The sequence below is a fragment of the Stenotrophomonas maltophilia group sp. Smal13 genome (genome assembly GCF_030236855.1).
Classification (GTDB): domain Bacteria; phylum Pseudomonadota; class Gammaproteobacteria; order Xanthomonadales; family Xanthomonadaceae; genus Stenotrophomonas; species Stenotrophomonas maltophilia_A.
Window position 1 is genome coordinate 69843 of the sequence record NZ_JASJSQ010000004.1, and the last position, 14229, is coordinate 84071.

The window sequence follows — 14229 nt, forward strand, 5'->3', positions numbered from 1 at the left end:
GGGCTGGCTGCCTTTCCAGCGGTACCCCCATGACCCCACACGCCCCCGCCATCACCCGGCTGGCGGTCGCGCTCGCCCTGGCGCTGGCAACGCCGCTGGTGGCGGCGCGCGGCGTCCCGCCCGGCTTCGAGGATCTGGTCGAAGGCCAGACCGAACAACTCGACATCCAACTGTTCGGCCGCTCGGCCGGGCTGTCGCCGGTGCGCGTGACCCTGGAACACGTGCAGCTGGAAGATCCCGCAAGCGTGCTGCAGGCGCTCGACCTGCCCGCTGAGGCGCAGGCCACGCTGCTGCCCGCGTTGTCCCAGCCGATGCCGCGCAACAGCCATCTGGCCTGCCGCTTCGGTGGGGCCACCGCCGGCTGTGGCTATCTCGATCCTCCAGAAGACCCCGCTGCCGTGCGCGCGCTGTACGACAAAGGCGAGGGCGCGGTGCGCCTGTTCGTTGCCCGCCAGTGGATTCCCGGCAAACCGGCCGCCGAACGCTTCCACACCGTCAGCGCCAACGCCGAGAACGCCTTCCTGCACCAGCAGGTGATCAATGTGAGTGGCAGCCGCGACTACCAGACGCTGTCCGCGCGCGGCACCGGCGTGCTGGGCCTGTTCGATCGCGGGCATGTCTCCGCCGAATGGAACTTCAACCAGCAGCGCTACCGCAGCCGTGGTAGTAACAGTGAGTTCCAGTTCGACAACGTCTACTACCGCCATGACCTGGGGCAGGCGCACTACCTGCAGGCCGGGCGCATGGACCGCCGCAACCTGTCCAGCCCACAGGGCGGCACTTTCAGTTTCAGCATGCTGCCGCTGGACCGCCTGCAAGGCCTGCGCGTGGGCACCACCCAGGCCTATGTGGATGCCGATGCCGCCGTGCAGGCCACGCCGCTGACCGTGCTGCTGGCGCGCGACGCACGCGTGGATGCCTACGACGGCACGCGCCTGCTGCAGACCTCCTACCTGCAGGCCGGCATCAACCAGATCGACACCCGCAACTTCCCGTTCGGCAACTACAACGTCACCCTGCGCATCTACGAAGACGGCGTACTGGTGCGCAGCGAAGATGCGCCGTTCGACAAGGGCGGCGACTGGACCAACAGCCAGTGGCAGTGGTTCGTGCAGGGCGGCAAGCGCAACGAGCGTCGCAGTGACCGCTTCGATGGCGAACGCGTGGCCGTGGCCGGCATGCGCGTGCCGCTGGGCCGCGACGTGGCGATGGTGGCCGGCGCCGCCGACCTGGGCGGCTTCCGCTACGGCGAGCTGCGCGTGGACCTGCGCCGCCTGTACGCCACCCAGGAACTGCGCGCCAGCTTTGGCGGCATGCGCGGCAACGATGGCAGCACCGGCCAGCAGCACCAGCTGTCGTACCGCCGCACCGCATCCTGGAACATCTACCAGCAGCGCATGCGCGGCAAGGCCTGCCAGTTCGAGGCCGACGCCCGCGACCAGCTGGGCTGCACCAACTCGCTCAGTGCATCGATGGCGCTGCCGCTGGCCGGTGGCAGTGCCTATGTGGGCTACACGCGGCGCCAGACCTGGCGCGCCGGGCGCGAGCTTCCCGGTGCGGAGGGCGATCCGCTGGCTGGGTTGGACCCGCTGCTGCCACCGCCGCCGCCATGGCAACCGCGTCGCGAGCCGCAACTCAGCCGTACCTGGCAGGCCAGCTTCAGCCGCAGCCATCGCTGGCAGGATTTCAGCGTCTCCACCCGCGTGGGTGTGTGGCAGCAGCGCGCCAGCGACAGCCTGCGCGGCAGTGACCAGCGCGACCGAGGCATCTACTTCAATCTGAGCCTGACCCGCCTGCTGCGCGGCACCGCCGGCAGCGGCCAGCGCCGTTACAGCGTTGACGTGCGCCAACCGCAGCATCAGCGCCCGGACATCAACTACAGCGTCGGCCACAGCCTGCGCCAGGAGGTGGACGCGCAGTACCGCGAGCTGTCGGCCGAGCTGCGCGCCAACAACAGCGACCGTTACAGCGCCACGCTCAGCGGCCAGCTGCAGAACAGCCTGGGCCAGAGCGGCGCCACGCTGGCGCACTACCAGCAGCGCGGTCGCAGCGAGACCGCCTACAGCGGCATGCACAGCTCCGGCTTCGCACTGGGCAAGCGCGGCTTCTACTGGAGCGGCAGCAACGGTGCCGACGCCGGCCTGGCCGTGCAGGTGGCCGACACCGACGACATCGACCTGCGTGGCGTGGCGGCCGAACTGCAGGTGGGCGGCCTGCGCCGGCAACGCCTGCAGATCGGCGAACGCCGCCTGCTGCCGTTGTCGTCGTACCAGTCACACCGCGCCGAAGTACAGGACGCCAGCACGCTGGACAGCATTGCCGCCATCCGCGTGACCGGCGTGGGTGGCGCGCGGCCGATGTTCCTCAGCCCCGGGCGGCTGATGCGCATGCCGGTGCCGATCGAGGTGACCTACACCTTCATCGGCAATGCCAAGGATCTTGCCGGAGCGCCGCTGGGTGGCGCCCGCATCCTCAACGCGCCGGTGCCCGGCACCAGCGCCAACGGCGGCTTCGTTGCCGATTTCCCGCGTCGCGAGACAACGCTGTACCTGCTGCAGGACGACCGCCTGCTGCACTGCCCGCTGCAGGTGCGCGAGCGCCGCCAGGTGGTGCTGCTGGTCGGCGCCGTGCACTGCGAGCCGCTGGCCGTGGCCCAGCTGCCGGCAGAGATCCGCCAGCAGGCCCGCGTGACCCGCCTGCTGCAGGAACGCGCGTTGATTGCCGCCACGCCCCAGACCGCTGCTGCAGGAGGAACGCCATGAACCGGCGTGTGTTGTTGGTGTTGATGCTGGTGTGTGCGCTGGTGGTGCTGGCGCCGAGGGCGTGGGCGCAGTGGCCGCCGGAGACGCACCCGGCGGATCAGAGCAGGGACATCGTGATGACCTGGGATCGGTCGGCCGTGCCGGGTGATGTGGAGCTGTGGGCGCCGCGGACGGTGTTGGGGTTCAGTCACGACTTGGCGATGAAGTATGGGCAGATCCATGTGGTTTGTGGATCTGCTTCTGATAGTGAGTTTGGGCGATGCCCAACGGAAAGTGAGCCGATCATGTCAGGGGGGACAACAGAGATAACGTTGCGTCTCGCTGATCTGAGGACTGGCCTGCGTACAGAGCTTCGCGCGGTAGGAAGTCTGCAGCGGGTTATGTCGGGTCCTCGCTGCAACATCGATTACTGGGACAGTCAGAAGCGCATTCTGAATGAAGCGTTCTGGTACCAATGCGTATCGGACGAACCAGTCGGCACAGGTGCTGCTCTGACTATTCCAGCATATGAGCTTGCAAGGCTCGTGGCCGGCCACTGGAAGGCCACGATGCGCCTGAACATCAAAGCCGACCCAGCCGCAGCACCGGTAGCCACAGCCGTCTTCAACTTCGACTTCACCGTCACCGACTACGACGCGATCTCGATCTATTTCCCCGGCTTCAATGGAGTAGCCCCCCTGGTCAACATGGACCTGCGCTACGACCCCATCCGCAAGGTCGTCGCCGGGCGCAAGGACGTGGACATGTGCCTGTACGACGGCTTGGGTTCGCAGAGCGAGTTCCTCGGCGTCACCGTGCGCGACAGCGGGCCGCGGCCACCACCAGGTCGGGACTTTGCGGTCTGGCATCAGGACGGCGGCAGCGATGACACCCAGCGCCTCGACTATCAAGTCGGTCTGAACTATGGCGGCAATCGCCTGGCGATGAAGCACGGCGAGGAGCAGCTGTTGCGCGATATCGACAGCGCGCAACTGCGCATGGTGCTGCTGCCGGGCATCAGCCAACCCGTGTACTGCGTGCCCACGCCCCTGACGCTGGAAACACCGCCCACGCCCATCGCCAGCAAACGCCCCGGTCTCTACGAAGGCGAGCTGACGGTAGAGCTGCGCGTGCCGACCGCCAAACCCTGATCCCCACGGAGGCTCATCATGAAGAAACTGCTGTTCTGCCTGTTGCCGTTGAGCGCACTGCTGGCCCCACCGGCACAGGCCAATCTGTCCATTCATCCGATGCGTGCAGCGGTGGATGCAAAGCATGGCACGAAGATCCGCGTGTACTCGCAATCCACCCAGCCCCAGTACGTGCAGGCACGTCTACTGCGCATCACCAACCCGGCACAGGTGGGTGAGGAAGAGATTGAAGTGGAAGCTGCCGATGCGGCGATTGCCATCACGCCTGGCAAGTTCGCACTCAGCGGTGGTGGCAATCGCCTGATCCGGGTGATTCCACTGCAGACGGTCGAGAAGGAGGCGGCCTACCGCATCTACTTCGAGGGCGTGAAGGGCCCCGACGGCACGATCCTGGAAGGCGACGAACAGGCAGCGCAGGCCAATGTCGGAGTCAGCCTGGTCTGGGGCGCGCTGGTGAACGTAGTGCCCGCCAAAGGCAGTGTGGATCTGCAACTGCAGGGCAACACCCTGCGCAACACCGGCACGCTGCGTGTGGGCATCACCGGTGCTGCCGAGTGCAACACCGGTGGCATGTGCACGCCGCTTGAGCTGTCCAGAAGTCTCTACCCCGACGCTGCGCTGACCCTGCCGTTCCAGCTCCAGCCGGGCAGCACTCTGCAGCTGCAGTACCGACTGTCGAACGACAGCTATCGCGATCACGTAACGACCCTGGCGCCGAGCGCCTGACCTCTATAGCCCCGGGTAAGTGCGGGGCTTCATTTCCCTTGTCTTGTTAAGGAATGAGCATGAATCACATCTACCGTCGTATCTGGAATAGAGCCAAACAGTGTTGGGTGGTGGCAAGCGAGATCACCTCGGCCAGAGGTCGTAAGAATGCACGCGTAGCTCGCCTTGTACGTGGTTCATTGGTGCTGTCGATGGTTACTGTTGTGCCGGCAGTGAACGCCGATGCCATGAGTTGCTCAGCGCACAGCAGCGATCCAAAGTGCGAGCTCGATGGTAACGATGTGCTGATCTTTCTTGCGGCAAAGCCAACCAACGAATTTCTCTCTGCGGGCTCTGGGATTATGGGGGCGGGACAGTGGTCAACTACGTACGGCGACGCCGCTGACGCGCCAGGTCGCTACAGCGGTGCCTTTGGCTTTGCAGCAAAAGCTCAGGGCGACTACAGCGCCGCATTCGGGTATACAACAACTGTTGCCGGGGAGAAGAGCGCTGCATTTGGCCCAAGAGCGCGCATTGACGGCGTACTGAGTTCGGCAATGGGGTACAGGGCTACTGCGAAGGGCGGCCATGCTTCAGCCTTTGGTGCAGACTCCTTGGCTGATGGAATCGGATCTGTCGCGGTGGGGCACGATGCGCGCGCACTTACGCTGAACTCGATTGCCGTTGGTAGTGGAGCGAAGACCAACTCGGGAGCTGGCATCTCCAAGATTGCAATTGGTGGAAATGCATCCGCTGGCACGAATGGATGGACCGGCGCAATCGCGCTCGGTGGGCAGACCTGGGCAAGTTATGACAGCGTCGCCATTGGCTATGAGGCGAAGGCATATGCTGCAAACGCAACTGCGCTTGGGCGGGGCTCGGTTGCGACCGAGGAGGCGACGGTCTCCGTTGGAAGTGCGTCCATCAAGCGTCGCATCGTTAATGTCGCTGACGCCCGCGTTAACGATTCCAGCACGGATGCGGTAGCGGGCAAGCAGCTTCACGCTACCAACAAGAAGCTGGAAACGGCCGAAAGTGCGATTGGCACCGTCAAATCCGATGTAGCCGCCGTACGCACCCTGGCGCAGAACGCCAGCAACAGGATTGATGCCACAAACCTTGCTGTGGGAAAAGGTTCCATTGCGGAGGCTGGCAGCTACGGCCCAAGTACGGCCATTGGCAGCAATGCGGTGGCCTACAACGGACGCGGCGTAGCGGTGGGCCACGGCGCCCGTACCGGCGTGGATGCGGCAGGCAACAAGCTCTCCGGGTCGAACGCAGGTGTCTCACTCGGTGCAGATGCCTGGAGTGGCAACGGTGCCGTGGCAGTGGGATTCAACGCCAATGCATCTGGTGGTTTTGCGGTGGTGGTAGGCACTGGTGCCCAGGCGCAGTCCGAGTACAGCATGGCCTTCGGCTATTCGAGCAAGGCCAAGGCTGCCCACGCGATGGCGTTGGGGACCTCCAGCGAGGCCGATGCACAGTACGCCGCCGCACTCGGCTACGGTGCCAGAGCGCTCAGCGCCAGCTCCGTGGCGATGGGAGATCGGGCGTTGGCCAATCATAGAAACGCTGTCGCCCTGGGGGCAGGGTCGGTTACCTATACCGCTGACTCGGTTTCTGTAGGCAGTGATTCGTTGCTGCGGAAAATCCAGAGGATTGCCGATGGCACCATCGCCGAAGGCAGTACCGATGCGGTGACAGGCAACCAGCTGAACTACACCAACGAGCGGGTTGCCTCGGTACACAGCTTGGCCAGCACCGCGCAGTCGAAAGCTGAAGCTGCAACGGTGAGCGCGACCAAGGCGCTGATGGAAACCGAAGCGCTGGGCGGCCTGGTGGCACAGGCATCTGCTTCAGGAAGTGTGCGACTGGGTGGAGGCAACAGTGGTACGGCTCTGGATGTCCGCAACAGCGCAAACGCCAACCGCAGGATCACCGGCGTGGCGGATGCCACGCTGAGTACGACGAGCACTGACGCTGTGTCTGGAAAGCAGCTGAATGCCACCAACAGCAATGTCACGGCCGCACGATCCGTTGCTGACACCGCGAAGACCAATGCAGACAGTGCGCTGACCAAGGCCAATACCCTCTCCGGGCTTCTGAGCCAGAACTCTGCGTCGGGCAATGTCCGCCTGGGCGCAGCCAACAGCGGCACCGTACTGGACGTGCGGAACAGCGCCAATGCGAGTCGTAAGATCACCGGTGTTACGGATGCAGCGTTGTCCTCTACCAGCACCGATGCGGTGACCGGCCGGCAGCTCAACGCCACCAACAGCAACGTCAGCACCGCACTGAGTGACGCCAGCGCGGCCAAGACCACCGCGAACTCTGCCCTGACTCAGGTGGGGACGCTCAACGGGCTGCTGAGCCAGGCCAGTGCCAGCGGCGACGTCCGAGTCGGTGAGAGGAACAGCGGCACCGTGCTGGATGTGCGCAACGGCGCGAACGCGAATAGGACGCTGACCGGCATTGCCGATGGTGTAGTCGGCGCCAGCAGCTACGAGGCCGTCAACGGCAGGCAGCTCAATGCCACCAATGACAAGGTGGCGACGGTGGAGGGCATTGCCAGGTCTGCGGGCACGGAAGCTGCCGCGGCAAAGACAGATGCAGCCAAGGCGCTGGCCGAGACAGCAGCGCTGGGCGGGCTGGTGGCGCAGGCATCAGCGACTGGCAATGTGCGTTTGGGCGAGAAGAACAGTGGCACGACCTTGGACGTGCGCAATAGCGCCAATGCCAATCGTAAGATCAGTGGTGTGGCGGATGGGCTTTTGAGCGCAAGTAGTGCCGAGGCTGTGTCTGGTAAGCAGCTGCATTCAACCAATTCACGCGTCTCAGATCTTGAGGATGTCGCGCAGTTTGTGAGTATAGGCTCAGCGCCCATCAGTGAGCGCGCAGCAGCCGGTGTGGCAGGCGTTGCGGTCGGAAATTCAGCAAAGACTGGACTAGAAGGAGGAACCGCGGTGGGCACGTTTGCGGAGGCGATGGGAAGGAACTCCACCGCAATCGGTAGAGCGGCGAGTGTCTCTGTGGATTCCGAGAATGGATTCGCAATGGGAGTCGGTGCACAGGTCGGTGGAGGCGCGGGCGGCGCGAATGAAGGTATCGCGATTGGTGCTGGCGCAAGAGTTGGAAGCGGGGCTCACGGCTCGCTAGCACTTGGAAATAGCTCGCTAGCAGATGAAGAAGGGGTTGCGTCATTTGGGGGTGTTGGCATCCAGCGCCGCCTTGTAAACATCGCCCCTGGCACCGGCGACCACAACGCCACCACCGTCTCCCAACTCAAGGATTCCCTCGCCACCCTCGGTGGCGGAGCAGGCATGAACGCCAGCGGAAAAATCATCACCCCGACCTATACGGTGCAAGGCGGAACGCAGAACACCGTCGAGGATGCGCTGATGGCACTCGATGGTGCCGTCATCACCGCAGGCCGTCGCGCGGACAAGGTAGAAGGCCAGCTCAGTTCGATCTTCCAGGGTTCACCTTCGGGCCGTGCCGACGGCATGAGCCAAATCGCGCTGAATGGCGTGAACGGCATGGTGCTGACCAATCTTGCCGATGGCCGAGTGGCGCCAGGAAGCCGTGATGCCGTAACGGGCAACCAGCTCTACGCCGCAGAGCAGAAGATCTCGCAGAATCGGAATGATCTGGAGGCGATGCGCAAGGAGCGGGAGATGGGGCAGCAGGCGATGCGAGAGATGGATGCAAACGGCCCGATCGACTTCGGTGGTGCGCGTTTGACTGGTGTGGCCGAGGGGAAGCTCTCGGCTGATAGCTCGGACGTAGTGCGCGGCAGTCAGCTCTATAAGACCAATAGCCGTGTGTCGGCCTTGGAAGGCATCGGTCAATACCTCAGCGTGGGCACGGCTCCTGAATATGGTCAGGCTCAGGCTGGTCCGGCTGGTCTCGCCATTGGAAACTTGGCAAAGACGGGCATTGAGGGTGGCACGGCGATTGGAACATTCGCCAAAGCAATGGGAAGAAACTCAATTGCCCTCGGACGAGCATCTACTGTCTACGAAGGCTCAGATTCCAGCTTTGCCATCGGGACTGGAGCTGAGGTTGGTAGGGCTGGCGAGCCGGGTGCAATCGGAGCCATTGCGTTCGGCGTTGGATCAAGGGTCGAACCCGGAGCCCACGGTTCTATCGCGTTCGGAACCAGCTCTCATGCGACCGAGGCAGGTGTTGTATCGTTTGGTAATGTTGGAACGAAGCGCCGCCTCGTAAACATCGCCAACGGCACCGCCAACCACAACGCCGCCACCGTCGGCCAGCTGCGCGGTGCGCTCTCCACCCTCGGCGGAGAGGTGGATGCCAACGGCAACATCGTCGGCCCGAGCTTCAACGTCCAAGGCCAGACACAGTCCACGTTGAATGGTGCACTGGAGGCACTGGATGGCGCGGTCGTCACCAACACCTCGCGCGTGGACAAGGTCGAAACCCAGCTCCGCTCCGTCTTCCAGGACACTCCCTCGGTCCGCGCCGACGGAACCAACCAGCTCACCCTCGCCGGCGCCAACGGCATGGTCATCTCCAACGTGGCCAACGGCCTGATCGCGGCCGGCAGCCGTGATGCGGTCAACGGTGGCCAGCTGCATTCGATGCAGCAGCAGCTCAACGGCCGCATGGACGGTCTGGAGCAGCGCATCGACGATGCCCCGGCACCGCGTGCGCTGGCGTCGTCCTCGGTGCCGAAGCCGCAGACTGAGGAAGCTCCTGTGGTGCCGGAAGGCAAGGACTCCCAGCTGGTCGCTTCGCTGGGCGAGGGCGACAAGCCCACGCCGCAGCCGAAGGCCAAGCAGGACGACACGCCGAAGCCGCAGGTCGACACCGCCGAGCTGGAGAAGATGCTGGCCCGCGCCAACGAGTACACCGATGGGGCGATCAGCAACTTCGAGCGCCGCCTGGACAAGATGGACAAGCGCTTCAACCGCATGGCCGCGATGAGCAGTGCACAGAGCGCGATGGCGATGAACACCGCCGGCCTGGCTACCTACAACCGCCTCGGTGCGGGCGTGGGTTACAGCGAGGGTGAGTCGGCGATGGCGGTGGGTTACCAGCGCGTGCTCAACGAGAAGGGCTCAGCCACCTTCAGCCTCAATGGGGCGTTCACCAACAGCGGTGAGCGCAGCATGGGCGTGGGTGTGGGCATCGGCTGGTAAGCCATGGAGCCCCGGCGTGACGCGCGTACTCCACCCCGCCGCGCCGGGGTCCTCGCCCAGGAGATGGCAATGTACAGATGGGTAAAGGGAATCATCAGCTATCGCACGTTCTACATCTGGCGGGCGCGCTATCGCTACTACACACGGAACCTGGATCTGTGGACGCTGATGAGCGGGCTGTGCATCGCCGGACTGTTGCTGGTGCTGTGGTACATGTGGCGGATGCTGAGCGTGCCGACGCCGCGCGTGCACCCGGAGACAGCGGCGCTGCGCATCGAAGGTGTCACCAGGGAGGCGATCCATCGCATCGTGCTGGTACGCCACGCGGGCAGCACGCCGGGTGCTCCGTTCACTACGCCGGAGGAGGTGCGGGCAAGCACGCTGCGCACGATGCGGGTACGGCAGGTGATGGACAGCGAAGTGGTGTGGCGGCTGAAAGCCGACATGCTGGCGGACATCGCTGACTACATCACCGCCACAGGCGGGTGCTTCCCCTACGATTGCCGGCGGGTCCTCGATCGATTGGACTACGTGCGCAAGGCGGGTGTTGAGAATGCGCAGATCAACGCGGCGCTGTCGACGATCCTGGAGGTGTCGTTGGACCAGATGCCGTCGTTGGAGGCAGACGAGCATGAGCGGGTGAAGAGTGGTTGGTCGGATGGGTTCAACGACATCTACTACCAGTCCTGGGTGTTGCGGGACCTGCAGGCAATGCACGCACAGATGATGCGGGAGTATCCGCAGCGTGCCCCCGCACCGTGGTTGCCGCGGCTGCTCAGCGACCCGCTGCGCGATACCCGTTTTGTCTGGTAGCGGGAGCAAGATGGGCATCATCTGCCAGAGCAGGTAACACCGCTTTTGTAGAGTCGAGCTTGCTCGACTGCTCTCCGCTCAGCCATCGAAATGCACGAAGCACAGTGCGGACCAGCGGTCCGCACCTACCAAACACGGGTGCAGCGCCCCTGTAGAGTCGAGCCATGCTCGACTGCTCTCCGGTCAGCCATCGAAATGCCCGAAGCACAGTGCGGACCAACGGTCCGCACCCACCCAAGGCAGGCACCGCTGCGCTCGCCGGCCATGGACCGGCGCTACCGTTACCCGCCGATATACGCGGTGATCTCCGCTTCGGCCAGCACCTGCCGCAACTGTGCCACCGACGCGCGTCGCATCGGCTTCTCATCCACCGGTGACAGTGGTGCCTGGCGCAGGGCGTCGTAGGGCAGCACGGCCAGGTCGAAGGTCAGCTCTTCGGCACTGAACACCCACACCGGCACGTCCAGGCAGCGCTCGCGGTCCATGCGCAGGCGGCGTGTTCGCGATTCGGCGGGAATGCCGTGTTCGTCCAGGAAGCGATGCACGGCTTCCGGGTCGTCACTGTGCAGGTGCAGCTGCACGGGGCTGTTGGCGTCGGCGGTGCCGTCCAGTACGGGGCCGGCCAGGCGCGGGGAGAAGCCGTGCAGGAACTCCAGAGCACGCATGGCGGCTTCACGGCGGCGCTGCAGTTCGTTGCCGTGCTGGGGCCCGGAGAACAGCCGCTGGTACTCGCGCAGGGCGTCTTCGATCTCGGTATTGCGGGGCAGGGAGGCATCGTCGTGGATGCCGAGCCGGCTGGCGGCCTTCAACTTGGCCTGGTGGTAGTCGCGGATGCCGCCTTCGGCCATCAGGCGGGCGGCTTCGTGGGCGAGGCGGTGGCGCCGCTCGCGGGTCTGGCTGGCAGCATGCTGACGGGCGCGATGCATGCGATGACTCCCTGTTGCGACCTGGCTACAGACTAGCGCACGGATGTGACATCTGCGTGGGTATGGCGGATGCAACCGCTTTGGTGGGTGCCGACCTTGGTCGGCACGGGGCGCCAACCGAGGTTGGCGTCTACCAGGGCAGCATCGGTGCCAACCGAGGTTGGCACCCACCAAGGCTTTGGTAGGTGCCGACCTTGGTCGGCACAGGGCGCCAACCAAGGTTGGCAACTACCGGGGCGGCATCGGCGCCAACCAAGGTTGGCATCTACCAGAGCGGCACCTACCGAACCCTTCCTCAGAAGATATCGAACGCGGCGGCGTCGGCCTGCGGGGTATTGAGGTTCAGGTCGTAGTCGGTCAGGCGGTCCATGTCTTCCACTTTCACCCACTCGGTGGCGCCGTTGAGGGTGGCCTGGACCATGCCGCTGGGCGGTTCGTTCTGCGCGATCGGGGTGTCCTTCAGCGCGGTGCGCATGTAGTCGATCCAGATCGGCAGCGCGGCCTTGCCACCGTATTCGCGGTAACCCAGCGAGCGGAAGTCGTCGCGGCCCACCCACACGGTGGTCACGTACGGGCCGCCGAAGCCGGAGAACCAGGCGTCACGGTGGTCGTTGGTAGAGCCGGTCTTGCCACCCACGTCCTCGCGGCCGAGCACCTTGGCCTGGGCACCGGTACCGCGCTGGACCACGTCGCGCATCATCGACACCAGCTGGTAGGCGGTGCGGGCGTCGATCGCGCGCGGGGCGGTGCGGGCATCCGGGTTGACCGGCGCGGCCGGGGTTTCGGTCTTGGCTTCGGCCTTGGCCGCAGCAGCCGGGTCCACCTTCGGGGCCGGGGCACCGAAGTTGAAGCCGTCCACCACCTGGTTGACCGGCTGGTCGCTGCTGCCGGCGCAGTCGCGGCAGGCCAGTGCCGGGTTTTCCTTGAACACCAGGTTGCCGTCGCGGTCATTGACCTGGTCGATCAGCCACGTATCCACGCGCGAGCCGCCGTTGGCGAACACCGCATAGCCACGGGCCACCGACAGCGGGGTCAGCGAGGCGGTACCCAGCGACATCGACAGGTTGGGCGGCAGTTCCGATTCGGCGAAACCAAACTCGCTGATGTACTTGCGCGCATAGTCCACGCCCATGCCATCAAGCAGGCGTACCGAGACCAGGTTGCGCGACTGCACCAGCGCTTCACGCAGGCGCATCGGGCCGCGGAAGCCGCCACCGTCGTTCTGCGGGGCCCAGGTCTTGCCGCGGCGGTCGCGGAACACGACCGGGGCGTCGAGCACGATCGAGGCCGGGTTGTAACCCTTGTCGAAGGCAGCCGCGTAGACGAACGGCTTGAAGCTCGAACCCGGCTGGCGACGGGCCTGAGTGGCGCGGTTGAACTTGTTGCCGGAGAAGCTGAAGCCACCCACCAGCGCCTTCAGCGCGCCGTTGTGGGCATCCAGCGAGACCAGCGCGGACTGGCCGCGCGGGATCTGGTCCAGCAGCCACTCACCTTCCTTGGCACCGGCGCGCACGCGCACGATGTCGCCACGCTGCACCAGCTTGCCCGGGGTCTTGTTGGTCCACTTGGCGGCGCCGGCCGGCAGCACGATCTCGCTGCGGTTTGCCAGCACCACCGTTGCGCTGCCATCGGCACCGGTGCTGGCGACGATGGCCGGCAGCAGGCCGGCCTGGCCGTACATGCCACGCAGGTGCTCGGCCAGGGCAGCGGCGTCTTCGCCGGCACCCACCTGCACCTGCTTCTCCACGCCGTGCCAGCCGTGGCGGTGGTCGTACAGCAGCAGGCCGTCGCGCACCGACTGGTTGGCGGCGGTCTGCAGGGTGGCATCGATGGTGGTGGTGACGTGGTAACCCTTGTTGACCACATCGCCGCCGAAGCGGGCGATCATTTCCTGGCGCACCAGCTCGGCCACGTAGGGGGCATCGACCTGCACCGGCGGTTCATGCGCGGTGGCGTGCATCGGCACGGCCTTGGCCGCGTCGGCCTCGGCCTGGCTGACGAACTTCAGGTCGGCCATGCGCTGCAGCACATAGTTGTCGCGGCGCTGGCGGGCACGTTCCGGGTTGGAGATCGGGTTGCCCGAAGACGGGAACTTGGGGATGCCGGCCAGCGAGGCCATTTCATCCAGGTCCAGCTCGTTCAGCTTCTTGCCGTAGTAGAACTCGGCGGCGGCGGCCACGCCGTAGGCACGGTTGCCGAAGAAACTCTTGTTCAGGTACAGCTCGAAGATCTCGTCCTTGCTCAGCTCGGACTCGATCTTCCGCGCCAGCAGGATCTCGGCCAGCTTGCGGGTGTAGCTGTACTCGGAGCTGAGGAAGAACTGGCGGGCCACCTGCTGGGTGATGGTGGAGCCACCCGGCACGCGCTTGTCGTTGGTGGTGGCCAGCAGCCACACTGCACGGCCGATGCCCATGTAGTCCACACCGCCATGCTCGTAGAAGCGGGCATCCTCGGTGGCCAGGAACGCCTGCTTCAGGCGCTCGGGCACGTCCTTCATGGTGATGGGGGTACGGCGGGTCTCGCCGAACACCGCCATCAGCTTGCCGTCGGCGGCATAGACGTACATGGGCTCCTGCATTTCCACGTCGCGCAGGGTCTGCACGTCGGGAAGCTTGGAGGACACGGCGTAGTACAGACCGCCCACGGCGGCCGCGCCGATCAGCGCCAGGACCAGGACAATCAGGAAGATCCAGCGCAGCCAGCGGCGGAGTCGAGTCATCGGGTTCAGATT

7 protein-coding genes are annotated in these 14229 nt (G+C 65.1%); 5 read left to right on the forward strand and 2 right to left on the reverse strand.

Annotation, left to right across the window (positions count from 1 at the left end; translation table 11 throughout):
• Positions 1–29 precede the first annotated feature (29 nt).
• The 5 genes from QRO95_RS02800 to QRO95_RS02820 all read left to right on the forward strand — a co-directional run bounded on the left by QRO95_RS02800 (position 30) and on the right by QRO95_RS02820 (position 10572).
• Positions 30–2762 carry a TcfC E-set like domain-containing protein gene (locus QRO95_RS02800; RefSeq protein ID WP_285301614.1) on the forward strand — a complete coding sequence of 911 codons (2733 nt, stop codon included), beginning with the start codon at positions 30–32 and terminating at the stop codon, positions 2760–2762.
• On the forward strand, positions 2759–3892 hold the full coding sequence (locus tag QRO95_RS02805; RefSeq protein WP_285301615.1) for a CfaE/CblD family pilus tip adhesin: 1134 nt from the start codon (positions 2759–2761) through the stop codon (positions 3890–3892). Before QRO95_RS02800 ends, QRO95_RS02805 begins: the two co-directional genes overlap by 4 nt.
• A gap of 18 nt (positions 3893–3910) precedes the next feature.
• Positions 3911–4618 (forward strand): pilus assembly protein, encoded by a 708-nt coding sequence (locus QRO95_RS02810; RefSeq protein ID WP_285301616.1) that lies wholly within the window; start codon positions 3911–3913, stop codon positions 4616–4618.
• 59 nt (positions 4619–4677) lie between these two features.
• A complete protein-coding gene (locus tag QRO95_RS02815) occupies positions 4678–9759 on the forward strand; it encodes an ESPR-type extended signal peptide-containing protein (protein WP_285301617.1) in 5082 nt (1693 codons plus the stop codon).
• Positions 9760–9828: 69 nt separating this feature from the next.
• Positions 9829–10572, forward strand: a complete 744-nt coding sequence (locus QRO95_RS02820) for a hypothetical protein (protein WP_285301618.1) — start codon at positions 9829–9831, stop codon at positions 10570–10572.
• A gap of 281 nt (positions 10573–10853) precedes the next feature.
• Here QRO95_RS02820 and QRO95_RS02825 read toward each other — a convergent pair whose 3' ends face one another.
• Both QRO95_RS02825 and QRO95_RS02830 read right to left on the reverse strand, forming a co-directional pair.
• Positions 10854–11498, reverse strand: coding sequence for a hypothetical protein (locus QRO95_RS02825; RefSeq protein ID WP_010484059.1), 645 nt, complete (start codon positions 11496–11498; stop codon positions 10854–10856).
• Positions 11499–11793: 295 nt separating this feature from the next.
• Entirely contained in the window at positions 11794–14217 is a 2424-nt protein-coding gene (locus tag QRO95_RS02830; RefSeq protein WP_071229171.1) for a penicillin-binding protein 1A, read from the reverse strand.
• Positions 14218–14229 lie beyond the last annotated feature (12 nt).

Bases quoted from the DNA above. Each gene is read 5' to 3' on its own strand.
- QRO95_RS02825 (WP_010484059.1), bottom strand. From the start codon at position 11,498: ATGCATCGCGCCCGTCAGCATGCTGCCAGCCAGACCCGCGAGCGGCGC.
- QRO95_RS02830 (WP_071229171.1), bottom strand. From the start codon at position 14,217: ATGACTCGACTCCGCCGCTGGCTGCGCTGGATCTTCCTGATTGTCCTG.
- QRO95_RS02805 (WP_285301615.1), top strand. From the start codon at position 2,759: ATGAACCGGCGTGTGTTGTTGGTGTTGATGCTGGTGTGTGCGCTGGTG.
- QRO95_RS02800 (WP_285301614.1), top strand. From the start codon at position 30: ATGACCCCACACGCCCCCGCCATCACCCGGCTGGCGGTCGCGCTCGCC.
- QRO95_RS02820 (WP_285301618.1), top strand. From the start codon at position 9,829: ATGTACAGATGGGTAAAGGGAATCATCAGCTATCGCACGTTCTACATC.
- QRO95_RS02815 (WP_285301617.1), top strand. From the start codon at position 4,678: ATGAATCACATCTACCGTCGTATCTGGAATAGAGCCAAACAGTGTTGG.
- QRO95_RS02810 (WP_285301616.1), top strand. From the start codon at position 3,911: ATGAAGAAACTGCTGTTCTGCCTGTTGCCGTTGAGCGCACTGCTGGCC.